The organism is Micromonospora sp. WMMD730 (assembly GCF_049178955.1).
In the GTDB taxonomy this organism is placed as follows: Bacteria; Actinomycetota; Actinomycetes; order Mycobacteriales; family Micromonosporaceae; genus Micromonospora; species Micromonospora wenchangensis.
Genome location: NZ_JBMHML010000002.1, coordinates 5,310,907 through 5,335,894, shown reverse-complemented (window position 1 = coordinate 5,335,894; position 24,988 = coordinate 5,310,907). Strand labels below are relative to the sequence as shown.

The window sequence follows — 24,988 nt, the reverse complement described above, 5'->3', positions numbered from 1 at the left end:
TCACTGCCCGTCGAGCTGCTGCGGGTGGGTCTCCCGGATCCAGCGCCACTCGGCGACCCGGGGGTCGTCCTCACCGTGGCGGCGGGTGTAGTCGCGGCAGGCCTGCCGGGTGTCGACCATCTCCTGCCGCAGGTGGGCGGCGCGGGCGGCCAGGCCGGGCACCCGGTCGATGACGTCGATGACCAGGTGGAAGCGGTCCAGGTCGTTGAGCATGACCATGTCGAACGGGGTGGTGGTGGTGCCCTCCTCCTTGTAGCCGCGCACGTGCAGGTTGTCGTGGTTGGCCCGCCGGTAGGTGAGCCGGTGGATCAGCCACGGGTAGCCGTGGTAGGCGAAGATGATCGGCTTGTCGCGGGTGAAGATGGTGTCGAACTCGTTGTCCGGCAGGCCGTGCGGGTGCTCCGACGACGGCTGCAGCCGCATCAGGTCGACCACGTTGACGACCCGCACCTTCAGCTCGGGCAGGTGCTGGTGCAGCAGGTCGGCGGCGGCCAGGGTCTCCAGGGTCGGCACGTCACCGGCGCAGGCGAGCACCACGTCGGGTTCCCGGCCGTCGTCGGTGCTGGCCCAGTCCCAGATGCCCAGGCCGCGCCGGCAGTGCTGGACCGCCTCGTCCATGGTCAGCCAGTTCGGGGCGGGCTGCTTGCCGGCGACCACCACGTTGATGTAGTGCCGGCTGCGCAGGCAGTGGTCCATGGTGGAGAGCAGGGTGTTGCCGTCCGGCGGCAGATAGACCCGGACCACCTCGGCCTTCTTGTTGACCACGTGGTCGATGAAGCCCGGGTCCTGGTGCGAGAAGCCGTTGTGGTCCTGCCGCCACACATGGCTGGACAGCAGGTAGTTCAGCGAGGCGATCGGCTCCCGCCAGGGGATGCCCCGGGTCACCTTCAGCCACTTGGCGTGCTGGTTGACCATCGAGTCGACGATGTGGATGAACGCCTCGTAGCTGGTGAAGATGCCGTGCCGGCCGGTCAGCAGGTAGCCCTCCAGCCAGCCCTCGCAGAGGTGTTCGGAGAGCACCTCCATCACCCGGCCGTCGGGGGAGAGGTGGTCGTCGGTGGTCTCGATCCGGCCGTCGAAGGACCGGTCGGTGACCTCGAACGCGGCACCGAGCCGGTTGGAGGCGACCTCGTCCGGGCCGAACAACCGGAACGTCTGCGGGTTGGCGGTGATCACGTCGCGGACCCAGGTGCCGAGCACCCCGGCCGCGCCGACCACCGGCTCACCCGGCCGCTTGACGTCGACGGCGTAGTCGCGGAAGTCCGGCAGGGTCAGGTCGCGCAGCACCCGACCGCCGTTGGTGACCGGGTTGGCGCTCATCCGGTGCTCGCCCTTCGGCGGCAGCGCGGTCAGTTCGGGGACCGGGGCGCCGGTGGCGTCGAACAGCTCCTCCGGCCGGTAGCTGCGCAGCCAGCGCTCCAGCTCGGCCCGGTGCGCCGGGTTGTCGCGTACCTCGGCGATGGGCACCTGGTGGGCGCGGAAGGTCCCCTCGACCTGCTTGCCGTCGACCTGGGCCGGGCCGGTCCAGCCCTTCGGGGTCCGCAGGATGATCATCGGCCAGCGGGGACGCTCGACGTGGCCGCCGGAGCGGGCCACCCGCTGGATCTCGGCGATCTCGTCGCAGGCCCGGTCCAGGGTGGCGGCGAGGAGCTGGTGCACCTGCTCCGGGTCGTCCCCGGCGACCAGGTACGGCTGGTAGCCGTGGCCGCGCATCTGGTTGAGCAGGTCCTCGGTGGGGATCCGGTCCATGACCGTCGGGTTGGCGATCTTGTAGCCGTTGAGGTGCAGGATCGGCAGCACCGCGCCGTCGCGGGCCGGGTTGAGGAAGACGCTTGACTGCCAGCTGCCCGCCAGCGGCCCGGTCTCCGCCTCCCCGTCGCCGATGACACAGGCGACCAGCAGGTCCGGGTTGTCGAAGGCGGCGCCGTAGGCGTGGCTCAGGGCGTACCCCAGCTCGCCACCCTCGTGGATCGAGCCCGGCACCTCCGGTGCCACGTGGCTCGGGATGCCGCCGGGGAAGGAGAACTGGCGGAACAGCCGCTGCATGCCGGTCTCGTCGCGGCTCACCGAGTGGTACAGCTCGCTGTAGGTGCCCTCCAGCCAGGTGTTCGCCACCAGGGCCGGGCCGCCGTGGCCGGGGCCGGTGACGAAGATGGCCGACAGGTCACGGTTGACAATGACCCGGTTGAGGTGGGCGTAGAGCAGGTTGAGGCCGGGGCTGGTGCCCCAGTGGCCGAGCAGCCGGGGCTTCACGTGCTCCGGGGCGAGCGGCTCGCGCAGCAGCGGGTTGTCGAGCAGGTAGATCTGCCCGACGGTCAGGTAGTTCGCCGCCCGCCAGTAGGCGTCCAGCCGGCGCAGCTCGTCGTCGGTCAGGGGGCTGTGCAGGTCGAGAGCGGTGTCCATGCTGCCAAAGCCTCTCGCGGGTCGGGGGGTTCTGCACCCGGAAGCGCCGATTCGCCCCGGGCAGACCCAGTCTTCGCGTTCGAGCGGTCACCGGTCAGGGCCGTTGGTCCCGGCCGTTGGGGACGTCATGCCCCGCCCGCTCCAACGGAAACCAGTCCACGGACGACGATGACCGGAGCCGGCGCATGGTAGAGCAGGGTCTGGCTCACCTCGCCCAGCATGCCCCGCCCCGGCTGGTCGCCCCGCGCCCCGACCAGCGCCACCTGCGCCGAGCGGGACTGCTCCACCAGGACGGTGCCGGGGTCGCCGCGTACGGTGTGGCACTCCGCCGGCACCTGTGGATGCTGCCGGCCGACCTCGGCGACCAGCGCGCCGAGCACGTCGTCGTCGGGGCGTCCCGGCTCGACCGCCCGGACCGCGATGACCCGGGCCCGCCTGCGGGCGGCGCAGTCGAAGGCGAAGTCGAGCGCGGCCCGGGAGCTGGGTGAGCCGTCCACCCCGACCAGCACCGGGCCCGGTGGCGGGGGGTCGCGGCGGACCACCAGCACCGGGCAGCCGGCGCGGGCGGCGAGCTGCACGGCGGGCGCGTCGGCCGGTACGCAGCCGCCGCAGCCGGCCATCCCGCCGTCCCCGATGGCCGCCAGGAACGCCGTCCCGGAGCGGCGGATCAGGGCCTCGACGGGTGCCCCCTCGACGATCTCCCCACTGACCGGCACCGCCGGTTCGACCTCGTTGGCGGTGGTGGCGGCCCGGGCGACCAGTTCCTCGGCGACGTCCCGGCTGCCGGCCACCGCCGGGCCGGCGAGGGCGGCCTCCCAGTTGAAGGCGTGCAGCAGGGTCAGACCCCGGCCGTGGGCGGCGGCCTCGCGGGCGGCCAGCCGGACCACCGCGAGGTCGGCCGGTGCCGGCCCGACCCCGACCACCACCGGCCCGTCCGTGGACCCGGTCATCCGGTTCACCTCCCGGGCGTCCGCACGGCACGGCCACGCCGTCCCCACCGACGCTAGTCGCGCCGGGCGGGCGGTGGAGCCGGATCAGTCGGACGGGTGCCCGCCGGTCGCCGGGTGGACGCGCAGCACGACGGCGGTGGCGTTGTCGCTGCCGCCCTCGGCCAGGCTGGCGGCGAGCAGGCCGCGTACCGCCCGGGTCGGGTCCGGCTCGGCGAGCAGGTCCCGCAGCCGGTGGTAGTCGAGCTGGTCGCTGACCCCGTCGGTGCACAGCAGCCAGGTGTCGCCGGGGCGCAGCGGCACCCCGAGCAGGTCCGGGTCCGGCCGGTCGGGGTGGCCGAGGTAGCGCAGGAGCTGGTAGCGGGCGCGGGCGGCCTCCCGGGAGTTCGCCGGCCACCAGCCGTGCAGCACCCCGAGCCAGGCCATCGTGTGGTCCACGGTGACCAGCTCCAGCAGGCCGTCGCGCAGCCGGTAGGCCCGGGAGTCGCCGAGCTGGACGATCCAGGCCAGCTCGCCGTCGGGCTGGGCGAGCATGGCGGTCAGGGTGCAGCCGGCCAGCTCGTCGATGGCGGCGCCGGCCCGGCGTACCCGGATCTGGGCCTCGGTGATCGCGGCGCGCAGCTCGCGCGGGCCGACGGCGGGCCAGCCGGCGCGGACCAGTTCGTGCAGGGTGTCCCGGGCGGTGTCGCCGGCGACGCGGCTGCCCTCGCCCTCGCCCATGCCGTCGACGACCACCGCGAACGGCAGTTCCGGGTCGACGTGCAGGGCGTCGAAGTTGGCCGAGTACCGGTGGCCGGCCACGGTGCCGCCGGCGATCTCCCACTCCACCCGGCCGACGGGCAGCCGGCGGGCCGCCTCGACGGGCTGGTCAGCGGTACTGCGGCGACGGAACACCAGCGGACCGTAGCACCGCCGTCGGCCCGGACCGGGTCGTCGGGCGTCGTGTCGGGTACCCGACGCCATCGTCAACTCAGGTTGACGCCCGGGAGGTGTCAACGTACATTGACAGCATGAGTCAGGCGACGGAACTCGCGGCGGCCGCCGGCAGCACCGACCCCCGGGTCGGTCTGCGCGCCGTGCGCGCCCTGCGCCGGCTCCTCGAACGGCTGGAGGTGGTCCAGGTGGACAACGCCCGACGACAGGGCTGGTCCTGGCAGGAGATCGCCGACGCGCTCGAGGTCAGCCGGCAGGCGGTCCACAAGAAGCACGCCGGGCGACCGGCGGTCCACGGCACCGGGGAGGCATGATGTTCGAACGGTTCACCGACCGCGCCCGCGCGGTCGTCCACCACGCGGTCGAGCAGGCCAGGGCCGACGGGGGACGACCCGTCGACACCGAGCACCTGCTGCTCGCCGTCCTGGCCGACGGCGACGGACTCGCCCGCCGGGTGCTCACCGCCGCCGGCCTCGACGCCGACGACCTGCGCGCCCGGATCAGGCGGCACACCGGTGACGGCGGCACGGGGCTCGGCGAGGCCGACGCCGCCGCGCTGCGCGAGATCGGCATCGACCTCGCGGCCATCGTCGCCCGGATCGAGGACACCTTCGGCCCCGACGCCCTGCGCGAGGCGGTCCCGGCCCCCCGCCGCCGGTGGCGGCTGCGCCGGCCGCTCGGCGGGCCGCTCTCCCCGCGCTCCCGCACGGCACTGGAGTTGGCGCTACGCGAGGCCCTGCGGCTGCGCCACCGGCACATCGGCACCGAACACCTGCTGCTCGGCGTGCTCCGCGAGGGCGGCGGCCTGGGCGCGACGGTGCTCACCGAGGCCGGCGCGGACCTCGACGACCTGCGCCGCCGGGTCGAGGCGGCGCTGCGCACGGCGGCCTGACCAGCCACCACGGGTCCGGCCCGGCTCAAACCTGTTTGCGGTCAACGCAACGTCGGTCGTCGCCGGGTCGCTGACCGCGCCGGGGTGCTGCACACTGACGCCGTGGACGGTGCAGAGCAGAAGCGTACGGTGACCGGCGGCGACCGCTCCCCGCGTTCGGCGGTGGTGGTCAACCCGACGAAGGTGGCCGATCTCGACGAGTTCCGCGCGACCGTGGACGAGGCGCTCGCCGCCGCCGGCTGGCCCGCCCCCACCTGGTACGAGACCAGCGCCGAGGACCCGGGCCGGGGGCAGACCGAGCAGGCCGTCGCCGCCGGCGCCGAACTCGTGTTCGCCTGCGGCGGCGACGGCACGGTGATGGCCTGCGTCACCGCGCTGGCCGGCACCGACGTGGAACTCGCCGTGCTGCCCCAGGGCACCGGCAACCTGCTCGCCGCCAACCTGGGGCTCTCCAACGACCTCGCCGCAGGCCTGCAGGTGGCCGTCGAACGGGGCCGCCGCCGGCTCGACGTCGGCGTCGTCGACGACCGGTGCTTCGCGGTGATGGCCGGGATGGGCTTCGACGCGCAGATGCTGGCGGACACCTCCGAGACCACCAAGGCCCGCATCGGCTGGCCCGCGTACGTGGTGGGGGCCGCGAAGCACCTGCGGGACCGCCCGATGCGGCTCAGCATCCGCATCGACGACCGGCCGCCGATGCGTCGCCGGGCCCGCACCGTGCTGGTCGCCAACGTCGGGCGGCTGCAGGGCGGGGTGCGCCTGCTCACCGAGGCCGAGCCGGACGACGGGTGGCTCGACGTCGCCGTGCTCACCCCCAACCGGGTCCGGCACTGGCTCGCCATGGGCTGGGCCCTGGTCCGCCGCCGGGACAGCGTCCCCCGGATGGAGGTGTACCGGGCCCGGAAGGTCGTCATCACCAGCAACCGGGCCCAGCCCCGGCAACTCGACGGCGACCTGATCGCACCCGGCCGGACCCTGACCGCCGAGATCAAACCCGAGTCGCTCTGGCTCTGCGTGCCACGTCCGGCCGGCGACCCCGACCTGGCCCACGACGCCGACGCGGCCGCGCGGCGCGGGGAGAAGCTGGTCGGGGAAGCGCGCCGTGAGTAGCACCCGGCTCGTCCCCGAGACCCGGTTGATGGCGTCGGACGAACTCGCTGCCGACGACGCCTGGCGTACGCTGCGCCGCCACGGCGGCTGGCACCTCATGCGGGACGCGTTCATCCGGTTCCGCTACGGCGACGGGTTCAGCCACTCCCGGGCCTTCGCCCTGCAACTCTGCCTCGCCGTCGTGCCGTTCCTGATCGCCCTCACCGGCCTGATCAGCGACCTCGGTGTCGAGGAGGGTGGCCGGGTGGTCGCCGACACCGTGCTGGCGCTGACCCCGGGGCAGAGCGAACAGGTGGTGCAGGACCTGCTCGGCGAGGGCGACCGCACCGAGAGCGCCGGCGAGTTGGCGTTGACCCTCGGCCTGATCACCGGTCTGGTCGCGTTGACCACCACGATGGCGCAGATCGAACGCGGCGCCAACCGGATCTACGGCGTGGAACGGGACCGTCCCGCGCTGTGGAAGTACCTGCGGGCGGCGGTGCTGGCCGTGGTCGCCGGCCTGCCCGCGCTGGCCGGGTTCCTGATCCTGGTCGGCGGCGGGGCGATGGGCGAGTCGGTGCAGCGGCACTACCGGTGGGGGGATTTCGCCGCCGGGGTGTGGGAGGTGGTGCGCTGGCCGCTGAGCCTCGTGCTGACCGTGGTCGCGGTGGCGGTGATCTTCCGGCACGCGCCCCGGCGCAAGCAGCCCGGCCTGTCCTGGCTCTTCTTCGGCGCCGGCATCGCCACCGTCCTGTGGTGGCTGGCCAGCCTGCTGCTCGCCGCGTACGTCAGGTTCGGCGGCGGGTTCGGCCAGACGTACGGGGCATTGACCGGGATGATGGCGCTGCTGCTGTGGGCCAACCTCACCGGCATGGCGCTGTTCGGTGGGCTGTCCTTCGCCGCCCAGTTGGAGGCGATGCGGATCGGGGCCCCGGAGCCCGCCCAACCCGACCTGTGGGAGCCCGACGCCGAGCGGGACGAACTGCTCGACACCGGTGACATGACCGCACTTTGAGCCCGCCACACCGGACGGGCGTGTACGCGGCGGCGGAATCGGGTACAGCGCGCCTCGCCACGTCGACGCAAGGGAGGTGCGGGGTGACCGCGGTCAAGGAGTCAACGGCCCGACGGCCGCTCGGCCATTTCGCCGAACGGAGCGTCGTCGGCCTGCTGGCCGTGGCCGGCGCGGGCGTGGCCTTCGGGCTGCTGCTGATGCTCGTCCGGTTCAAGTGGAGCCCCATGTACCACGCCGACCACGAGGCGGCCGAGTGGTTCAACGGGCTCGTCGCCCCGCACCACGCGCTGGTCACCGTGCTCCAGGCGGTCACCGACCTGGGCGGGCGACCGGTGCTGATCTGGTTGGTCACCATCGCCGTGGTCACCCTGCTGATCCGTCGCCAGTCCCGGCTGGCGGTCTACCTGATCGTCACCGGGGTGGGCGGGCTGATCCTCGACCCGTCGCTCAAGGCCCTGGTCGGCCGGCTCCGCCCGGTGGTCGACGTGCCGGTCGCCAGCGCCCCCGGCAACAGCTTCCCCAGCGGGCACGCGCTCGGCTCGTTCGTCGCGTACGGGGCGCTGCTGCTGGTCTTCCTGCCGGCCATGTCGCCCCGTTGGCGCAAGCCGGCGATCGCCGTCGCCGCAGTGCTGGTGGCACTGATCGGGCTGACCCGGATCGCGCTCGGCGTGCACTTCGTCTCCGACGTGATCGGCGGCTGGCTGCTCGGCGCGGCCTGGCTCGGCGTCACCGCGTACGCCTTCCGGCTGTGGCGGCGCGAGCGGGGCCGACCGGTGCCGCCGCTGACCGAGGGGCTGGAACCGGAGGCCGGCGACAAGATCACCCCCGCCCCGGCCGAGGAGCACGTGCTGGAGCACCCCCGCTCCGCCGTGGCCGAACTGCTGGTCGGCTGGGTGATCGTCTTCGGCGCCCTGTACGCCTTCGGCACGTACGTCAGCTACCACGCCAAGGGCACCGTCTTCGAGACCCTGGACACCGACGTGCCGCGCTGGTTCGCCGACCGGCACACCGACTTCCTCACCGAGCTGAGCTGGTGGTGGAGCAAGTTCGGCGACACCCACGCCATCCTGATCGTCTCGTTGGTCTTCTGCCCGCTGGTGCTGGCCATCTGGAAGCGGTGGCGGCCGGTGCTCTTCGTGGTGCTGGCCCTCTTCGGCGAGCTGAGCCTGTTCCTCGCCTCGGCCCGGGTGGTGGACCGGCCCCGCCCGGCGGTGGAGAACCTGGACGGGCAGATGCCCACCTCGTCCTTCCCGTCCGGGCACATCGCCGCGACCACCTGCCTCTGGCTGGTCATCGCGATCATCGTGTTCGTCCGCACCGACCGCTGGTGGCGGTGGCTCTTCGTGGCGCTGGCCGTGATCATGCCGGTCGGGGTGGCGGTCTCCCGGATGTACCGGGGCATGCACCACCCGACCGACTTCATGGGCGCGCTGATCCTCAGCGGCCTGTGGATCGGGCTGCTCTACTGGGTGATCCGCCCCAACGCCGACGTCTACGAGGGCAACCGCCCCGAGATCGAGTCGGAGCAGGTCGACGAGTTGGACGACGAGCTGGCCAAGGCCGGCCGCCCCGGGTGAGTCGCCGACCGTGCTGCGGGTGATGACCTGGAACATCAGGACCGGCGGACGGGACCGTACCGGCCCGGACCGGCGGGACCTGGTGTGCCGGGTCGTCACCGCGCAGACCCCCGACGTGCTGGCCGTGCAGGAGCTGCGCGGCTTCGACCGGCCGGGGGTGCTGGCCGGGTTCGCCGACCGGCTGGGGATGCGTCCGCACCTGGCCCGCACCTGTTTCGGTCAGCCGGTGGCGGTGCTGGTCCGCCCGCCGTGGCGCACCAGCTCGGCCGGGCCGGTCCGTCGGCCGTTGCACCACGCGGCGCAGCGGGTCGAGCTGGCCACCACCGCCGGGCCGCTCACCGTGCTCAGCGCCCACCTCGACCCGTACACCGGGCTGCGGCGACGCATCGAGGCCGGCTGGCTCGCCGCAGCGGTGCGCCGCGCACCGGGGGAGCTGGCGCTGCTCGCCGGTGACCTCAACACCCTCGACCCGGGCACCGACCACACCGGGCGGGTGGCCCGGCTGCCGGTGGCGTACCGGCGGCGGCACCTGCGCCGCGACGGGCGGACGGTGGACACCCGGGCGGTGGCCCGGCTGCTCGCCGCCGGCCTGGTCGACCTCTGGACCCACGCCGCCGCCGGGTCGGTCGATCCGGCCGGGTCGGTCGAGGCCGGGCTGACCGCGCCGACCCGGCACGGCGGTGGCGTCGAGTTCTCCGGCATGCGGCTGGACTACCTGCTCGGCACCCCGGCGCTCGCCGCCCGGCTGCGCGACGTCCACGTGGTACGCGGCGGCGACACCGAGTATGCCTCCGACCACTACCCGGTCGTCGCCGAGCTGGACCTCGACCCTGCCTGACCGCCCCTCCGCAGAAACCCGTGCAACCCTTTGCGCTCCCGCCGCCATCGCTACGGGTGACAGTGCCAGCGCCCGGGACGGGGAGTGGTCGATGCACGCGATGCAACGGCAGGAGTACGTCGACTTCGTGACGGCGGCGACACCGAAGCTGCGCCGGACGGCGTACCTGCTGACCGGGGGAGATGCCCACCGTGCCGACGACGTCGTGCAGCAGACGCTGACCCGGCTCTACGTGAAGTGGGGCCGGGCACGGTCCGCCGACGACATCGGGGCGTACGTGCACCGGATGCTGGTCAACGCGTTCCGGCAGGAGCGCCGGTCCCGCTGGTTCGGGGTACGCCTGCTCGACCGCCCGCCGGAGCCGGAGCCTGGGGGAGTTCGGCCGACCGACGCCGTGGTGGACACGGTCGCGGTGCGGGCCGCGTTGGCGGCGGTGCCACCCGGCCAGCGGGTGGTGCTGGTGTTGCGCTTCTACGCCGACCTGAGCGTCGAGCAGACCGCCGAGGTGCTGGGCTGCTCACCCGGCAACGTCAAGAGCCAGACCGCGCGGGGGCTGGCCGCGCTGCGCCGGCGGTTGCCGCTGGCGGACCCGACGGAGGTGACCCGATGATCCACGACGACGAGACCCTGGTCCGGGAGATGCTGACCCGGGCCGCCGACGACCTACCGACCGGAGGCCCGGACACCCCGGCGTTGGTGACGGCGGGGGAGCGCGCGGTGCGGCGTCGCCGCCGGCTGGCCGTGGCGGCCACGGCGGTGGTCACCGCCGTGGCGCTGCTCGGCGTCACCGCCCTGCTGGGGGTACGACAGTCGCCGACCCCGGCCGACCGCACCTGGCCGCCGACGGTGGCGCCGACCGCCTTCGATCCGACCCGGCAGCTCTTCCGGTTGACCTGGCTACCGGCCGACCTGTCCGAACGGAACCTCTCCACCGCCGCGGACCGGCAGACGATCGGGGCGTCCCGGTTCACGCCGGTCGAGGCGACCCGGGTCCGCCGGTTGGTCGGCAGCGTCTCGGTGACCGTGGGCGCGCGGGGGGTGGATTTCTTCGCCGACCAGTTGACCCGGGACAACAGGGACGCGGGCAGGCTGCGCAGCGGCCCGACCCCCTGGGCCACCCCGCCCGGTTCACCTGTCGAGCCGGTGCAGGGGCACCCGGCGTTCCTGCACACCAGCCCCAACGGCAAGGAGACGGTGCTCTCCTGGCAGTACGCCCCGGACGCCTGGGTCACGATCACCGCGGTCACCATCGACCGGCCTGCGGAGGTGCTGCGGCGGGTGGCCGAGGGGATGGTGTGGGAGCGGCAACCGGTCCGGGTGCCGCTCCAGCCGGTGGCGCTGCCGTCGGACGCCCGGCTCTACCTGGCCCGGATGCGCTGGCGGGACGGCCGGTGGGACACGGTGGTCCTCGACTACCGGCTTCCCGGTTCCGCTGCCGCCCGTGGGGACCTGAGCGTCGGCCTGGAGCGCAGCGACCGGCCGGATGAGCCGACGGGCGTCGTGCACGGCCGACCGGCGTGGACCTTCCTCCAGCATGGTGGGCCCGGCACCTGGTCGGTCGGGGGCGTGCCCGGCTGCGCCGGCTGCCGGGCAATGGTGGGAACGGGGAGTCCGGCGGGCAGCGCCGCGCTCGGTGGCGAGGACGGGGCGCAGGACCTGGCCGCCGCCGTCCGGCCGGTCGCCAACCACGACGACGAATCGACCTGGCGACCGCTGTGACGTCGACCGGCGGGGAGCGTGCACGCCGTGCTCCCCGCCGTCGTCAGAGGAGCAGGTTGACCAGGACGGTCAGGGCGATCGAGGCGAGCACCGAGAACAGGATCATCAGCAGGCAGCCGAAGCCGCCGCCGAGGGGTCGGATCTGCGTGTTGCCGAAGCGCATGGTTCACCTGGCCAGGGTCGGGACGAGCAGGTCACGGATCGCTCCGGCCACCGGCCCGGGGGCGGTGGTGAGCACGTTGTGGGCGGCACCGGGCACGGTGACCAGCCGGGCGTCGGGCACCAGCCGGGTCACCTGGGCGCGCCACCGGGGCGGCACGATCGGGTCGCGTTCCCCGGCCAGCACGAGGGTGGGCGCGGCGATCCGGACCAGATCCTCCTCCACCGCGTTGTGGACCGAGTGCGCGATGGTGGCGGCCACCCGCCAGGGGCGTGCGTCGAGGACGTCGCGCACCAGGATCGGCACCTGCCAGGGCGTCTCCCGCAGGCTGTCCACCAGCCACCGGCCGACCAGCCCCCGCCGGGACCGGGCGGTCGGGTCGCTGGTCGGCCCGGCCAGCACCAGGGCCCGGACCGCCCCGGGGTGGTCCGCCGCGAGCGCGGCGGCCACCTCCGCGCCGAACGAGTGCCCGACCAGGCAGACCGGGGGCATCCGGTACGCGTCGAGCCAGGCCAGCAGGTGGGCGACGTGCTGCCGCAGGTCGTAGGAGTGGCCGGGGTGGGCGCTCAGCCCGAAGCCGGGCAGGTCCGGCACGTACACCGGGTGGGTGGTGCCGAGCGTCTCGGCCAGCGGGGTGAGGTAGCGGTGCGACACGGCCAGCCCGTGCACCAGCACCACCGGGGGTGCGCCGGGCACGGTCGGGTCGGCGGAGCGCCGGGTGTGCGTGCGCAGCCCGTCGACGAGCCGGAACTCGCTGGTCAACGCCGTCCGCACCCGGCGCGCGACGGCCTGTGGACCCGGCGGCGTGGCCGGCGACGTGCGGGGCGGATCCGGCGCGGCCCGGGAGGCGGTGTCCGGGTCCGGCGCGGTGACCGGGTGGTCCGGGCCCGGAGTGTGGGCGGGCGGCCGATCGGACCCGGCCGTCGGGTGCGGTGCGGCCAGTGCCCGCCGCAACGCGTCGAGGCCGGTCCCGGTCGGGCCGGGGCGGGTACGCGACCCGGCCCGACCCGCCACGGCGGTCACAGTTCGCGCAGTCGGGGCAGTAGCTGCTCCTGCGCCCAGTCCAGGAACATCGGCTGGCTGTCTCCGCCGACCTGCACGATCGCCACGTGCGTGAAGCCGGCGTCGACGAAGGCGCGGAACGCCTCGACGTGCCGGTCGACGTCGGGCCCGCAGGGGATGCCGTCGGCGACGTCCTCCTCCCGGACGAACTGGGTGGCGGCGGCGAAGGCCTCCGGGTCGGGCAGGTCGGCGTTGACCTTCCAGCCGCTGCCGAACCAGCGGAACTGGTCGTGCACGATCTTGCGGCACTCGGCCTCGTCGGGGCCGTAGCAGATGGCCACCTGGCCGTAGCGGGGTTGCCCGGCGCCGCCCGCGTCGTCGTAGAGCTGGATGATCCGGGAGTCGGGTTCGGTGGCGACGATGCCGTCGGCGTACTCGGCGGCGAGGGCGGCCGACGACGGCCCGGACGCGGCGACGGCCATCGGTACGGGGTGTTCCGGGCGGTCCCAGACGTAGGCGTCGGGGACGTCGAAGTGGTTGCCGGAGAAGGTCAGCGTCTCGCCGTTGAGCAGCGGACGGATGATCTGGAGCGCCTCGGAGAACATCTCGTGCCGCTGCTGCACGTGCGGCCACCCGCCGACCACGTGTTCGTTGAGGTTCTCCCCGGCGCCGAGGCCGAGGGTGAACCGCCCGTCGGAGAGCACCCCGATGGTGCTGGCCTTCTGCGCCACCACCGCCGGGTGGTACCGGCGGATCGGGCAGGTCACGAAGGACATCAGCTCGGCCCGGCTGGTGGCGTGGGCGACCGCGCCCAGCACCGACCAGGCGTACGGGGAGTGGCCCTGCGCGTCGAGCCACGGATAGTAGTGGTCGGACATGACCAGCTGGTCGAAGCCGGCCGCCTCCGCCCGTACCGCGTGGTCGACCAACTGTTTCGGGCCGGTCTGTTCGCACATCAGGGTGTAGCCGACGCGGACCATACTGGTTTCTCCTTCCGGGCGACGATCGTCACCGGATACCCCTGGCCGGTGCCGGTCAACCTCGGATGTGCGGCCGGGTCCCTCTTGACGGTGACGGGAGGGCCGTCTAATGTCCGGCTTAACCGGTTCAGGCTGGTGGTGTCACATCCTGTGGTGGGGATGACCGCCCCCTGTGGCGGCTCACGGTCGGCGTGGGTCGCCGCAGGGTCGGCGGAGGCAGGCAGGCAACTTAACCGGTTGCCTTCCCGGCCCGGTGGCCCTACGCTGGTCCGCACGCGGCCAGGGAGTCAGGCGGCGGCTGTCGGGCTGCAGCCGAGCGCCACCGTCACCAGCATCGCCACCCCGCCAGGGCAACGGGGTCGACCCTTCCTGAGGAAACCCATGAAGAAGCGGCTTTCCGTCGCCGGCGTCGCCCTGCTCACCGTCCTCGCCGCCGTGTTCGCCTTCGGCCAGCCGGCCCAGGCCGCGGCCGGTTTCACGGTCTCCGGTGGCAAGCTCTACGACGCCAACGGCAACGAGTTCATCATGCGGGGCGTCAACCACGCCCACACCTGGTACCCGCAGCAGACCACCTCCTTCGCCAACATCAAGGCGCTCGGCGCGAACACCGTGCGGGTGGTGCTGGCCAGCGGTGACCGCTGGACCAAGAACACCGCCGCCGACGTCAGCAACGTCATCTCGCTGTGCCGGGCCAACAAGCTGATCTGCGTGCTGGAGGTGCACGACACCACCGGTTACGGCGAGCAGGCCGGGGCGATCACCCTGGACCGGGCGGTCGACTACTGGCTGAGCATCGCCAGCGCCCTGCAGGGCCAGGAGCGGTACGTCATCGTCAACATCGGCAACGAGCCGTACGGCAACCAGGGCTACGCCACCTGGGCCACCGACAACGCCAACGCGATCAAGCGGCTGCGGGCCGGCGGGATCAGCCACACGATCATGGTGGACGCCCCGAACTGGGGTCAGGACTGGTCGTTCACCATGCGCGACAACGCGGCCGGGGTGTTCGCCGCCGATCCGCAGAAGAACACGGTCTTCTCGATCCACATGTACGGCGTCTTCGACACCGCCGCCGAGATCAGCGACTACCTGGGCCGGTTCCGCACCGCCAAGCTGCCCATCGTGGTGGGCGAGTTCGGCTTCGACCACTCCGACGGCAACCCCGACGAGGACACCATCCTGTCGTACACCCAGGCCAACGGGATCGGCTACCTGGGCTGGTCGTGGAGCGGCAACGGCGGTGGCGTGGAGTACCTCGACATGACCACCAACTTCAACCCGGCCGCCCTGACCACCTGGGGCCAGCGGATCTTCAACGGCGTCAACGGCATCAAGGCGACGGCGAAGGAGGCCTCGGTCTACTCCGGCACCACCCCGACCACGCCGCCGACCACCCCGCCCACGACCCCACCGACCACCCCGCCGACCACGCCCCCCACCACCCCGCCGACGACGACCCCGCCGGCGACCGGGGGCTGCACCGCCACGTACACCGTCATCGGGTCGTGGCAGGGCGGCTTCCAGGGTGAGGTGAAGGTGACCGCCGGCAGCGCGGCGATCAACGGCTGGACGACGAAGTGGACCTACGCCAACGGCCAGACCGTCAGCCAGTCCTGGAACGCGACGCTGAGCAGCAGCGGCAGCACGGTGACCGCCCGCAACGTCGACTACAACGGCCGGCTCGGCGCCGGGGCCAGCACCGCCTTCGGCTTCATCGGTAGCTGGACCGGCAGCAACCCGGCGCCTGCGGTGACCTGCACCGCGAGCTGACCGCCCCGGGTGGCCGGGTCCTCCGGGGCCCGGCCACCACCCGTGCGTGATCCCCTCATCGGGGGCGATGTAGCGGTATCGAGCGTCGGGGACACCGCTACCTCGCCCCCGATGAGTCGATCAAGCGCCGCGTGGCCGGTCAGGCGCCGCGGCCGGCCGGCGCCCGGCCGGTCAGGCGCGCCGCGCCGGATCACGCGACCCGCGCGGGTCAGTCGACGGCGTCGACCTCCAGCAGCAGCGCCTGCTCCGGGTTCAGGGCCGGCAGGTGCAGGCCCACCGTCGCCAGCACCGAGCCGGGCAGCGTCACGGCGGGCAGCCAGCCCGGTCCGGTGATCTGCATGACGTCCGGCTCCGGCACCCCCTGCGCGGGACGGACGGCGTACCGGCGGGCCGGGTCGAGGCCGGGCAGGCGCACCGGGCCGGGGGTCTGCGTGACTGAGGTGGCCACCCGGGACACCGCGTACACGGCGCGGGAGCGGTCGTGGGCGACCACGCCGTGCGCCTGCACGGCGGGGTCCGGGTGGTCGAACCGCACCACCCGCCCGGTGTGCAGCAGCGGCCGGAGCCGCTTGTGCAGGGCGACCCAGGCGGTCAGCTCGGCCCGCTCGGCGGGATCGAGCGCGACGATGTCCCACTCGATGCCGTGGTGGCCGAAGAGCGCGGTGACCGCCCGGAAGCCCAGGGTGTGCACCCGGCCGGTAGTGTGTGAGCGTCCCGGGCCGATGTGCGTGCCGACCAGTTCCGGGGGCAGCAGCAGCCCGGTCCAGCGTTGGATGGACAGCCGTTCCAGGGCGTCGTTGGTGTCGCTGGCCCAGACCCGGTCGGTACGCCGCAGGATCTCCAGGTCGACCCGGGCCCCGCCGGACGAGCAGCTCTCGATCTCCAGGTGCGGGTGCCGGGCGCGCAGCTCGTCGAGGAGCCGGTACGCCGCCACGGTCTGCGCGTGCACCCCGGGCCGGCCGGCGTGCCCGGCCTCGGTGAGGTCCCGGTTGTGGTCCCACTTGAGGTAGCCGATCCCGGGGTTCCCGGTCAGCAGGGCGTCGAGCCGGTCGAGCAGGTGGGCGTACGCCGCCGGGTTGGCCAGGTCCAGCACCTGCTGGTGCCGCCACGGCAGGGGTAGCCGGTGGGGGGCGGCGAGCACCCAGTCGGGGTGGGCGCGGAACAGGTCGGAGTCGGGGTTGACCATCTCCGGTTCGACCCAGAGCCCGAACTGCATGCCGTGCCCGCGAACGTGCTCGATGAGCGGTCCCAGGCCGGCCGGCCAGACGTCGGCGTCGACCTGCCAGTCGCCCAGGCCGGCCCGGTCGTGCCGGCGGCCGGTGAACCAGCCGTCGTCGAGCACGAACCGTTCCACGCCCACCTCGGCGGCCCGGTCGGCGAGGGTCCGCAGCCGGTCCAGGTCGTGGTCGAAGTAGACGGCCTCCCACACGTTGAGGGTGACCGGACGCGGCGTGCGGGGATGCTCCGGCCGGGCCCGCAGGTGGGTGTGCAGCAGGTCGCTGAGCCCGTCCAGCCCGGCGGTGGAGTGCACCGCGTAGAGCAGCGGGGTGGCGTACTCCTCACCGGGGCCGAGGACGATCTCCCCGGGGGCGAGCAGTTCCCCGCCGCCCAGGGTGGATTCACCGGTCGGGCGGCGTTCGGCGACGGTCACGTGGTCGCCGCTCCACGCGGTGTGCACCGCCCACACCTCGCCGTGGCCGAAGCCGAATCCGGCGGTGCCGGCGACCAGCAGCAGGGTGGCGTCGTGCCCGGTCCGCCCGTGCCGACCCTCGCGCACCCAGGCGCCGTGCGGCCACGGGTGCCGCTGCGGCGCACGTTCGCGGCACCAGCGGCCGGTCAGGTCGAGCAGTTCGGTGGCGAGCGCCGGCACGGGCAGCACCGGTGTCAGCTCGCGCACCTCGTAGGGCTGGTCGGCGTCGTTGCGCAGCCGGTGCCGCACGGTCAGCACCCCGACCGGGTCGAGGGCGATCTCGACGGTGAGGGTCAACCCGACGCCCGGGTCCGTCGCCCGCACGCTCACCCGCGCCGCGCCGACTCCACCCCGGTCATCCTCCTCATGGGCTACGCGCACCGCGTCCCCCACGTCGCCACGCGGATCATCGACGTCGATCGCGTCGAGGCGGAAGGCGGTCGACCAGTCCCGTCCGTGGCGGTGGCCGGCGAGTCCGGGCCGGCCGCTCCAGCCGGCGCTCGCCTCGGGCAGCAGGGACAGCACGGTCGGCGCGTCGAAGCTGCTCGGCACCACCGGCGGCACGGTGACATCGAGCAGGGCCGGCAGGTCGTCGGCGGGCACCGGGCCGAGGTCGGTGCCCCAGTGCACGATCCGGGGCAGCCCCGGGCCGCGTGCGTCGAGCACCAGGCTGGTGTGGCCCCGGCGCAGGTGGATCACGGTCGGATCGGTCATGGCGCTCATCTCCGGTGCGGGCACCCCGGCGTCCGTCACGGTGGGTGAGGTCGAGGGGTGTCAGTGCCGCGCGAGAGCGGTATGCCTGTGGGTCATGTTCATGCCTGCCAGGAATACCGCTCTCGCGCACATGGGTGGGTGGGGGCGGTGGCTCAGCCCTTGGACGCCCCCAGGGTCAGGCCCTTGACGAACTGCTTCTGCAACAGGAAGAAGATCACCAGGGTGGGGATGGCGACCAGCACCGAGCCGGCCGACACCAGGTTGTTGTCGGTGAAGAACTCGCCGCGCAGGTTGTTCAGCGAGCTGGTGACCGGGAACTTGTCGCCGGTGCGCATCAGCACGGTGGCCCAGAAGAACTCGTTGTAGATCCAGGTCACCTCCAGGGTGGCCAGGGCCGCCAGCGCGGGCCGGCACAGCGGCATGGTCACCTGCCAGTACTGCCGCCAGATGCTCGCCCCGTCCACCATGGCCGCCTCGTAGAGGTCGCGGGGCAGCGCCTTCATGTAGTTGCTCAGCACGAAGACGCAGAAGCCGCACTGGAAGGCCACGTTGACCAGGATCAGCCCCCAGTAGCTGTCGTAGAGCAGCTCCGAGTCGCTCATGAACTCCGGCAGCGGCACCTCGGTGAAGATCCGGAACAGCGGGATCAGCAGCGCCTGCTGGGGCAGCAGGTTGGCGGCCGTGAACAGCCCGAGCAGGACGATGTTGAGTTTCCAGCTGAACCGGGCGATCACGAACGCCACGCACGAGGCGAGGAACAGGGTCAGCAGCACCGCCGGGACGGTGATGTAGACCGAGTTGAGGAAGTGCTTGCCGAACTCGGCGGTCTGCCAGGCGGTGACGTAGTTGTCGAACGTCCACCCGCCGAACGAGACGTACCCGTTGGCGGCGGTGTAGGCGTACGAGCGCAGCGAGGTCAGCACCGCCCAGAGGATCGGGAAGAGCCAACCGACGGCGACCGCGCCGAGGAACAGGTGCAGCACCACCCGGGCGGGGCGCAGGGGCCGGCGGCGCGGTGCCGGCTTGGCCGTCGGCGTCGATGCCGGCGGTCGGGTCACGGTCGACGCGCTCATCGCCGGTTCTCCCTCATGACGACGGCCAGGTAGATGGTGATGAAGACCAGCGAGACCGCGAGCATGATCGTCGCCAGGGCGGAGCCGAAGCCGATCCGGCTGGCCTCGCCGACGACGTTCTGGGTCACCAGGGCGGAGATCAGCTCCAGGCCGTTGCGTCCCTTGTTGATCACCCAGACCAGGTCGAACGCGCGCAGCGACTCGATCACGGTCACCACCAGCACGATGATGTTGATGGGCCGCAGCACCGGGAAGATCACCCGGAAGAAGGTGCTGGTCTCCGACGCGCCGTCGACCGATGCGGCCTCCCGCAGCGACGGGTCGACGCCCTTGAGCCCGGCCAGGTAGAGCAGCATGATGTAGCCGACGTGCCGCCAGCCGGCCGCCACCAGCACCGCCCAGATGTTGACGTTCGGGTCGCCGTACCAGTCGGTCTGGCCGCCCAGGACGGCGTTGAGCAACCCCTGGTCGCGGGAGTAGATGAGCTGCCAGACGAAGCCGATCAGCGCGAGCGAGAGCACCACGGGCAGGTAGAGCGCGGTCTGGTAGAACCGGCTGCCCCGGATCTCCTTGTCGAGCAGCACGGCGAGGAACATCCCGAACGGGGTGGCCACCACGAACAGCGCGGCCAGCCAGAGCAGGTTGTTCTGCATCGCCGGCACGAACGGCGGGTAGATGTTGACCACGTCGGAGTAGTTCCGGCCGCCGACCCAGTCGATCTCGCTGAGCGGCCCGATGCCGTCCCAGTCGGTGCCGGAGAGCGCCACGGTGGCCAGTGCGGGCAGCCAGACCAGCGCGACCACCAGCAGCAGCGGTACGAGCACCATCAGCGTGATCACCACGCGGTCGGTGCGGGACAGGAGCCGTAGCCGCCGGCCGCGACCACCCGGGGAGGTGGTGGTCGTGGCCGGCGACGACACGGCGTGATCCGCCTGGATCAGGGGCAGGTCGGACACGACGGTCCTCCCCCTCTCGCCGTCAGCTGGTGAAAATCGACTTCTTCTGGTTCTCGATGCTGTTGACCAGCCCGTCGATGTCCTTGGGGTTCTTGATGAACTGCTGCAGCGCCGGGATGATCACGGTGGAGGCGAAGTCCGGCCGGGTGTCGCGGTCGAGGAACTGGGCGATCTCGGTGGCCGAGCCGACCAGCTCGGCGGCCTTCTTCTGCAGGGCCGTGTAGCCGCTGGTGTCCGCGCCGCTGTTGGCGACCAGCGTGGTCGGGTCGTTCTTCACCGTGATGTCGGCGGCCTCCTTGGAGCCGACGAACTCCAGCAGCTTCTTGGCGCTGGCCTCGGCCTTCGGCTTGCGGGCCAGCATGTAGCCGTCGATCGGCGCGTCAAGGGCCTTGGCCCCGATCGCCGGGTCGATCTCGGGGAAGGTGAAGAAGTCGATGTCGTCCTGCTCGTCGTTGCCGAACTGCTGGGCGACGAAGAGACCGAGCAGGTACATGCCGCTCTTCTTCTGCTGCAACGACTGGGCGGCCTCCTGCCAGGTGCGGCCCAGGCTGTCCGGCTGGTGCAGGGGGAGCAGGCCGGCCCAGGTGTCGAAGACCTTCTTCACCTTGTCGGAGGTCCACGCCTCCTTGCCGGCCATCAGGTCGATGTGGAACTGGTAGCCGTTGATCCGCAGGTTGAGGATGTCGAAGGTGCCCATCGCCGGCCAGCCGTCCTTGTCGGCGAAGGCGATCGGGGTGAGGCCGTCCCGCTTCATCTGCGCGCTGAGGGTGGTGAGCTGGTCGAGGGTGGTCGGCACCTGGTAGCCGTGCTGCTTCCAGACCGACTTGCGGTAGAACATCGCCCACGGGTAGTACGACGACGGTACGAAGTACTGCTTGCCGTCGTCCCCGGTGGACGCCTTCTTGAACGCGTCGGAGTAGCCGGAGAGCTTGCCCCACAGGTCGCTGATGTCGCCGGCCAGTCCCTTGGCGGCGAAGAAGCGCATCCGGTAGCCGGCGAACCACATGAACACGTCGTCCGGCTTGCCCTGCAGGTAGTTGTTGATGTTCTCCTGGTAGGTGTTGTGGTCCACCGTGTTGATCTTTGCGGTGATGCCGGACGAGGTCTTGAACCCGTCCATCACCTTGGCGATGACCCCCTTGGGCTGCGGGTCGGACTGGTTGGAACCGACCGACACCTCCTTGCTGTCGCTGCCCGAGTCGGAGTCGGAGCCGCAACCGGCGAGCAGCCCGGTGCCGAGCAGCGCGCCCGCGCCGACCCCGGTGATCAGGGAACGTCGTCCGATGCCGGCGACGGAGGACGGTACGAGCCGGGCGAGATACTCGGCTTCGGTGCGGGGACGGGACATGGTGCCTCCTGCGGAAGAAGAGGTGCGCTGCGCCCGAGGGCCGTCAGTGGTGGGGGAGCGGCTGTTCGAGAATGCCAACATAGATCCACCGAGAACGAACATTGGCAAACACAAACTCCCGGTGGCGCTTGAAGCTACCCGTCCGTGCGCGCCTGTCAAGAGGGCAGCTCCGGATCGATATCGCCGAAGCCGTACGGGATCCTGGTGGTAAACGTTGGAAAGCGGGTCCGTGTTGGAAAGTGTTGACTTGATCGACCGCTAGGGGCACGCTCTGCTCTCATGCGGCAACACGGCAGCTGGCAGGGCGACGGAATCTACTTCGGCGCCGACTACAACCCCGAGCAGTGGCCCGAGCAGGTCTGGGCCGACGACGTCGCGCTCATGCGCCGGGCCGGCGTCAACCTCGTCTCGGTCGGGATCTTCTCCTGGGCCCTGCTCGAACCGTCCCCCGGCCGGTACGAGTTCGGCTGGCTCGACCGCGCCCTCGACGTCCTGCACGCCGGAGGCATCCGGGTCGACCTGGCCACCGCCACCGCCAGCCCGCCCCCGTGGCTGGCCCACCGGCACCCCGAGACGCTGCCGCGCACCGTCGACGGCACCGTGCTGTGGCCCGGTGGCCGGCAGGGCTACTGCCCCAGCTCGCCGGTCTTCCGCGAGCGTTCGCTGGCCCTGGTCGAGACGGTCGCCGACCGCTACGCCGAGCACCCCGCCGTGGTGATGTGGCACGTCTCCAACGAGCTGGGCTGCCACAACGTGCACTGCTACTGCGACGTCAGCGCCGAGGCGTTCCGCGAGTGGCTGCGCGAGCGCTACGGCGACCTCGACCGGCTCAACGACGCCTGGGGCACCACCTTCTGGAGCCAGCGCTACCACGACTGGGCCGAGATCAACCCGCCGCGCGCCGCGCCCACCTTCGCCAACCCCACCCAGCAGCTCGACTTCCTGCGCTTCTCCTCCGACGCGCAGCGCGCCCAGCTCCGCGCCGAACGGGAGGTGCTCAAGCGGCGGGTCGGCCAGCCGGTCACCACCAACTTCATGATCGGCATGGGCATCAAGCACATGGACTACCACTCCTGGGCCGCCGACGTGGACCTGGTCGCCAACGACCACTACCTGACCGTCACCGACCCGAACGCCCACCTCGGCCTGGCGTTCGCCGCAGACCACACCCGGGGCGTGGCCGGCGGCGACCCGTGGCTGCTCATGGAACACTCCACCAGCGCGGTCAACTGGCAGCCGCGCAACGTCGCCAAGACCCCCGGCCAGCTACGCCGCAACAGCCTCACCCACGTGGCGCGCGGCGCCGACGGGGTGCTGTTCTTCCAGTGGCGGGCCTCCCGGGCCGGCGCGGAGAAGTTCCACTCCGCCCTGGTCCCGCACGCCGGCCCGGACACCAAGGTCTTCGACGAGGTCTGCCGGCTCGGCGCCGACCTCACCGCCCTGGCCGAGGTCCGCGGCAGCCGGGTCGACGCCGAGGTGGCGATCCTGTTCGACTGGGAGGCGTGGTGGGGCGTCGAGCTGGACTCCCACCCCAGCGTCGACGTCACCTACGCCGACCGGATGCGGGCGCTCTACGACGCGCTGTGGCGGGCCGGCGTCACCGCCGACGTGGTGCACCCGTCGACCGACCTGTCCGGCTACCGGCTGGTCCTCGTCCCCACCCTCTACCTGGTCCGCGACGCCGACGCCGAGGCGCTGAGCCGGTACGTCGCCGGGGGCGGGACGGCGCTGGTGACCTACTTCAGTGGAATCGTCGACGAGCACGACCACATCCGGCTCGGCGGCTACCCGGGGGCGTTCCGGGACCTGCTCGGGGTGCGTACCGAAGAGTTCTTCCCGCTGTTGGCAGGCGAGCGGGTGGCGCTCGACGACGGTTCCACCGCCGACGTGTGGACCGAGTGGCTGCACCCGGCCGGCGCGGAGGTCGTCGCGTCCTACGAGGACGGCCCGCTGCCGGGCGTGCCCGCGCTGACCCGGCACCGGGTCGGCGACGGCACCGCCTGGTACCTGGCCACCCGGCTCGACGAGGCGGCCACCGACGCCCTGGTGGGCCGGCTGCTCACCGAGGCCGGGGTACGCCCGCCGGCCGTCGCCCCGACCGGCGTCGAGGTGGTCCGTCGCCGGGCCGACGACCGGTCCTGGCTGTTCGTGGTCAACCACACCGACGCCGAGGCGACCCTCGACGTGACCGGCACCGACCTGCTCACCGGGCAGCCCTGCGGCGGCACGCTGCGGGTGCCCGCCGGCGAGGTGGCCGTGGTGCGGGAGGAGCCGGCCGTGAGCGGGGCGGTCCCAGCGGGTGAACCGTCCCCGGCCGCAGCGGCCTGACCTGCGTACCGTTCCCTCGTCCGCGCGGTTGGGAGGTTCGATGCTCGCTCAGCAACGGCAGAACGCCATCCTGGAGCTGATCCGGCAGCGCGGCGGGGTGCGGGTCAGTCACCTGGTCAGCCGGTTCGGCGTCTCCGACATGACGATCCGCCGCGATCTGGAGGTGCTGGCCGAACGGGGGTTGGTCGACAAGGTGCACGGCGGGGCGACCCTGGCCGGCCCCGGGTCCGCCGAGGAACCCGGCTTCGCCGCCAAGTCGATCCGCCAGCAGGACGAGAAGCGGGCCATCGCCGGTCGGGCCGCCCGGATGGTCGAGCCCGGGATGGCCGTCGCGTTGTCGGCCGGCACCACCACCGCCGCGCTGGCCACCCTGCTCGGCGACGTACCCGGGCTGACCGTGGTGACCAACTCGATCCCGGTCGCCGACGCGCTCTACCAGAACCCGCGCGTCGACCAGACGGTGGTGCTGACCGGCGGCATCCGTACCCCGTCGGATGCGCTGACCGGGCCGGTGGCCGAGGCGGCGATCCGTACCCTGAATGTGGATCTGCTCTTTCTCGGCGTGCACGGGATGAGCCCGCGCACCGGGTTCACCACCCCCAACCTGCTGGAGGCGGCGGTCAACAAGCGGTTGATCGGGGCGGCCCGGCACCTCGTGGTGCTGGCCGACCACACCAAGTGGGAGACGATCGGCATCGCCACCATCGCCCCACTGGCCGAGGCCGACCTGCTGATCACCGACGCCGGGCTGCCGGCGGACAGCCGCCGGCAGATCGGCGAACAGGTCGGCGAGCTGGTCGTCGTCGAGGTCGACTGACCGCCGTCGCGTCCCCGCCGACCTCGGTCACCGTTCGGGGTCGCACGGCCCGTCGTGGTCGGCCCGCGCCCGGCAGCGCCGCCGGTCCGCCATGATCCGGTCACAGAACACCCACCGTCGTACGTGCTGGGCGTCCTCGGCGGAGACGGTGGCCCCGGCCACCTCGACCCCCGGCACCAAGGCCAACGACCGCGCCAGCGCGTACGCGAAACGCAGCGCTTGGTCCTGGTCGGTGGCCGTGACGGGCAGGTGCAGCACGTGGCGGTGACCGTCGTCCCGGCCGGACGCCGGGTCATCGCTCAGCACGGGGGACGGTTGGCCTGGGCGCTGCGGCGGTCCCGCAGCAGCCGCTTGAGTCTGGTGTTCTCCCCGGTCAGCCGGGACACCTCCTGATGCAGGCTGGCCAACTCCAGGGCGACCCGGATCAGGAACCGGCGTACCTCCCGGGGATCGAGGCCCCGCCGGCCGAAGCCGGCGGTGGGGAACTGGTGGTCGCGGACCAGAAGCGGATGCAGCCGGGCCGGCAGGGTGCCGTCGTCGCGGATCATTCGTCGCCTCCTGATGGGTACGGGGTCGCGGGAACCCACGCCGCCGTGATAGGTATTCAGCAAGTCGGTCGGAGCCGGAACTCGGCTTCATGTTGAGACCCGACGAGATCCGGTATGCGGCTGCCATCCGCGAGGCCGTCTCTCGTCACCTTCTCGGCTGTTGGCACAGCCGCGGTTACTGCGCTTGCA

Annotated in this window: 22 protein-coding genes; 11 read left to right on the top strand and 11 right to left on the bottom strand. The window is 72.5% G+C overall.

Annotated elements, in window-relative coordinates:
• From ACN265_RS22565 to ACN265_RS22555, 3 genes are all read right to left on the bottom strand, one after another.
• Window positions 1-2,403 (bottom strand): phosphoketolase family protein, encoded by a 2,403-nt coding sequence (locus ACN265_RS22565; protein WP_204924058.1) that lies wholly within the window; start codon window positions 2,401-2,403, stop codon window positions 1-3.
• Between the two features lie 125 nt (window positions 2,404-2,528).
• Window positions 2,529-3,353 (bottom strand): universal stress protein, encoded by an 825-nt coding sequence (locus tag ACN265_RS22560; RefSeq protein ID WP_421409345.1) that lies wholly within the window; start codon window positions 3,351-3,353, stop codon window positions 2,529-2,531.
• A gap of 84 nt (window positions 3,354-3,437) precedes the next feature.
• Complete coding sequence (locus ACN265_RS22555) at window positions 3,438-4,244, bottom strand: PP2C family protein-serine/threonine phosphatase (RefSeq protein ID WP_204924060.1); 807 nt, start codon at window positions 4,242-4,244, stop codon at window positions 3,438-3,440.
• A gap of 116 nt (window positions 4,245-4,360) precedes the next feature.
• Between ACN265_RS22555 and ACN265_RS22550 the strand changes: the two genes are divergently transcribed.
• The 8 genes from ACN265_RS22550 (at window position 4,361) to ACN265_RS22515 (ending at window position 11,413) form a co-directional block, all read left to right on the top strand.
• The gene (locus ACN265_RS22550; protein ID WP_088642213.1) at window positions 4,361-4,597 is read left to right on the top strand and encodes an HTH domain-containing protein; all 237 of its coding nucleotides are present in this window, start codon (window positions 4,361-4,363) and stop codon (window positions 4,595-4,597) included.
• Window positions 4,597-5,175 (top strand): Clp protease N-terminal domain-containing protein, encoded by a 579-nt coding sequence (locus ACN265_RS22545; RefSeq protein WP_357932580.1) that lies wholly within the window; start codon window positions 4,597-4,599, stop codon window positions 5,173-5,175. Before ACN265_RS22550 ends, ACN265_RS22545 begins: the two co-directional genes overlap by 1 nt.
• 102 nt (window positions 5,176-5,277) lie before the next feature.
• The gene (locus ACN265_RS22540; protein ID WP_377682241.1) at window positions 5,278-6,285 is read left to right on the top strand and encodes a diacylglycerol/lipid kinase family protein; all 1,008 of its coding nucleotides are present in this window, start codon (window positions 5,278-5,280) and stop codon (window positions 6,283-6,285) included.
• The gene (locus ACN265_RS22535) at window positions 6,278-7,279 is read left to right on the top strand and encodes a YihY/virulence factor BrkB family protein (protein ID WP_357932574.1); all 1,002 of its coding nucleotides are present in this window, start codon (window positions 6,278-6,280) and stop codon (window positions 7,277-7,279) included. The genes ACN265_RS22540 and ACN265_RS22535 overlap by 8 nt, the downstream gene beginning before the upstream one ends.
• Window positions 7,280-7,362: 83 nt before the next feature.
• Entirely contained in the window at window positions 7,363-8,856 is a 1,494-nt protein-coding gene (locus tag ACN265_RS22530) for a phosphatase PAP2 family protein (RefSeq protein ID WP_363657020.1), read from the top strand.
• A 10-nt stretch (window positions 8,857-8,866) separates the two neighbouring features.
• Window positions 8,867-9,694, top strand: coding sequence for an endonuclease/exonuclease/phosphatase family protein (locus ACN265_RS22525; RefSeq protein ID WP_421409339.1), 828 nt, complete (start codon window positions 8,867-8,869; stop codon window positions 9,692-9,694).
• 91 nt (window positions 9,695-9,785) lie between these two features.
• A complete protein-coding gene (locus ACN265_RS22520) occupies window positions 9,786-10,304 on the top strand; it encodes a SigE family RNA polymerase sigma factor (protein ID WP_204924066.1) in 519 nt (172 codons plus the stop codon).
• Window positions 10,301-11,413 carry a hypothetical protein gene (locus ACN265_RS22515; RefSeq protein WP_421409336.1) on the top strand — a complete coding sequence of 371 codons (1,113 nt, stop codon included), beginning with the start codon at window positions 10,301-10,303 and terminating at the stop codon, window positions 11,411-11,413. Before ACN265_RS22520 ends, ACN265_RS22515 begins: the two co-directional genes overlap by 4 nt.
• A gap of 166 nt (window positions 11,414-11,579) precedes the next feature.
• Here ACN265_RS22515 and ACN265_RS22510 read toward each other — a convergent pair whose 3' ends face one another.
• Both ACN265_RS22510 and ACN265_RS22505 read right to left on the bottom strand, forming a co-directional pair.
• Window positions 11,580-12,596: an alpha/beta fold hydrolase gene (locus ACN265_RS22510; RefSeq protein ID WP_421409333.1), complete on the bottom strand. Its 1,017-nt coding sequence runs from the start codon at window positions 12,594-12,596 to the stop codon at window positions 11,580-11,582.
• Entirely contained in the window at window positions 12,593-13,555 is a 963-nt protein-coding gene (locus ACN265_RS22505) for a TIGR03557 family F420-dependent LLM class oxidoreductase (RefSeq protein WP_377682238.1), read from the bottom strand. Before ACN265_RS22505 ends, ACN265_RS22510 begins: the two co-directional genes overlap by 4 nt.
• Window positions 13,556-13,936: 381 nt before the next feature.
• Between ACN265_RS22505 and ACN265_RS22500 the strand changes: the two genes are divergently transcribed.
• Complete coding sequence (locus tag ACN265_RS22500) at window positions 13,937-15,325, top strand: cellulase family glycosylhydrolase (RefSeq protein WP_420117103.1); 1,389 nt, start codon at window positions 13,937-13,939, stop codon at window positions 15,323-15,325.
• Window positions 15,326-15,533: 208 nt separating this feature from the next.
• On the opposite strand, the gene ACN265_RS22495 is transcribed toward ACN265_RS22500, so the two are convergent.
• The 4 genes from ACN265_RS22495 to ACN265_RS22480 form a co-directional block, all read right to left on the bottom strand.
• On the bottom strand, window positions 15,534-17,729 hold the full coding sequence (locus ACN265_RS22495; protein WP_421409330.1) for an alpha-galactosidase: 2,196 nt from the start codon (window positions 17,727-17,729) through the stop codon (window positions 15,534-15,536).
• 152 nt (window positions 17,730-17,881) lie between these two features.
• Window positions 17,882-18,802: a carbohydrate ABC transporter permease gene (locus ACN265_RS22490; protein WP_204924071.1), complete on the bottom strand. Its 921-nt coding sequence runs from the start codon at window positions 18,800-18,802 to the stop codon at window positions 17,882-17,884.
• Entirely contained in the window at window positions 18,799-19,758 is a 960-nt protein-coding gene (locus ACN265_RS22485; protein ID WP_088642202.1) for a carbohydrate ABC transporter permease, read from the bottom strand. Before ACN265_RS22485 ends, ACN265_RS22490 begins: the two co-directional genes overlap by 4 nt.
• Before the next feature lie 22 nt (window positions 19,759-19,780).
• On the bottom strand, window positions 19,781-21,106 hold the full coding sequence (locus ACN265_RS22480; protein ID WP_204924072.1) for an ABC transporter substrate-binding protein: 1,326 nt from the start codon (window positions 21,104-21,106) through the stop codon (window positions 19,781-19,783).
• Window positions 21,107-21,385: 279 nt separating this feature from the next.
• Here ACN265_RS22480 and ACN265_RS22475 point away from each other — a divergent pair, with 279 nt between their 5' ends.
• Window positions 21,386-23,434: a beta-galactosidase gene (locus ACN265_RS22475; RefSeq protein WP_421409327.1), complete on the top strand. Its 2,049-nt coding sequence runs from the start codon at window positions 21,386-21,388 to the stop codon at window positions 23,432-23,434.
• Between the two features lie 40 nt (window positions 23,435-23,474).
• Window positions 23,475-24,251 (top strand): DeoR/GlpR family DNA-binding transcription regulator, encoded by a 777-nt coding sequence (locus tag ACN265_RS22470; RefSeq protein WP_357932550.1) that lies wholly within the window; start codon window positions 23,475-23,477, stop codon window positions 24,249-24,251.
• A 27-nt stretch (window positions 24,252-24,278) separates the two neighbouring features.
• On the opposite strand, the gene ACN265_RS22465 is transcribed toward ACN265_RS22470, so the two are convergent.
• A complete protein-coding gene (locus ACN265_RS22465; protein WP_421409323.1) occupies window positions 24,279-24,557 on the bottom strand; it encodes a hypothetical protein in 279 nt (92 codons plus the stop codon).
• Entirely contained in the window at window positions 24,551-24,799 is a 249-nt protein-coding gene (locus ACN265_RS22460; RefSeq protein ID WP_208569897.1) for a DivIVA domain-containing protein, read from the bottom strand. Before ACN265_RS22460 ends, ACN265_RS22465 begins: the two co-directional genes overlap by 7 nt.
• Between the last annotated feature and the right edge of the window lie 189 nt (window positions 24,800-24,988).

Coding starts and splice junctions, on each gene's coding strand:
- ACN265_RS22565 (WP_204924058.1), bottom strand. CDS start 2,403: ATGGACACCGCTCTCGACCTGCACAGCCCCCTGACCGACGACGAGCTG.
- ACN265_RS22560 (WP_421409345.1), bottom strand. CDS start 3,353: ATGACCGGGTCCACGGACGGGCCGGTGGTGGTCGGGGTCGGGCCGGCA.
- ACN265_RS22550 (WP_088642213.1), top strand. CDS start 4,361: ATGAGTCAGGCGACGGAACTCGCGGCGGCCGCCGGCAGCACCGACCCC.
- ACN265_RS22545 (WP_357932580.1), top strand. CDS start 4,597: ATGTTCGAACGGTTCACCGACCGCGCCCGCGCGGTCGTCCACCACGCG.
- ACN265_RS22520 (WP_204924066.1), top strand. CDS start 9,786: ATGCACGCGATGCAACGGCAGGAGTACGTCGACTTCGTGACGGCGGCG.
- ACN265_RS22515 (WP_421409336.1), top strand. CDS start 10,301: ATGATCCACGACGACGAGACCCTGGTCCGGGAGATGCTGACCCGGGCC.
- ACN265_RS22505 (WP_377682238.1), bottom strand. CDS start 13,555: ATGGTCCGCGTCGGCTACACCCTGATGTGCGAACAGACCGGCCCGAAA.
- ACN265_RS22500 (WP_420117103.1), top strand. CDS start 13,937: ATGAAGAAGCGGCTTTCCGTCGCCGGCGTCGCCCTGCTCACCGTCCTC.
- ACN265_RS22495 (WP_421409330.1), bottom strand. CDS start 17,729: ATGACCGATCCGACCGTGATCCACCTGCGCCGGGGCCACACCAGCCTG.
- ACN265_RS22490 (WP_204924071.1), bottom strand. CDS start 18,802: ATGAGCGCGTCGACCGTGACCCGACCGCCGGCATCGACGCCGACGGCC.
- ACN265_RS22480 (WP_204924072.1), bottom strand. CDS start 21,106: ATGTCCCGTCCCCGCACCGAAGCCGAGTATCTCGCCCGGCTCGTACCG.
- ACN265_RS22475 (WP_421409327.1), top strand. CDS start 21,386: ATGCGGCAACACGGCAGCTGGCAGGGCGACGGAATCTACTTCGGCGCC.
- ACN265_RS22470 (WP_357932550.1), top strand. CDS start 23,475: ATGCTCGCTCAGCAACGGCAGAACGCCATCCTGGAGCTGATCCGGCAG.
- ACN265_RS22460 (WP_208569897.1), bottom strand. CDS start 24,799: ATGATCCGCGACGACGGCACCCTGCCGGCCCGGCTGCATCCGCTTCTG.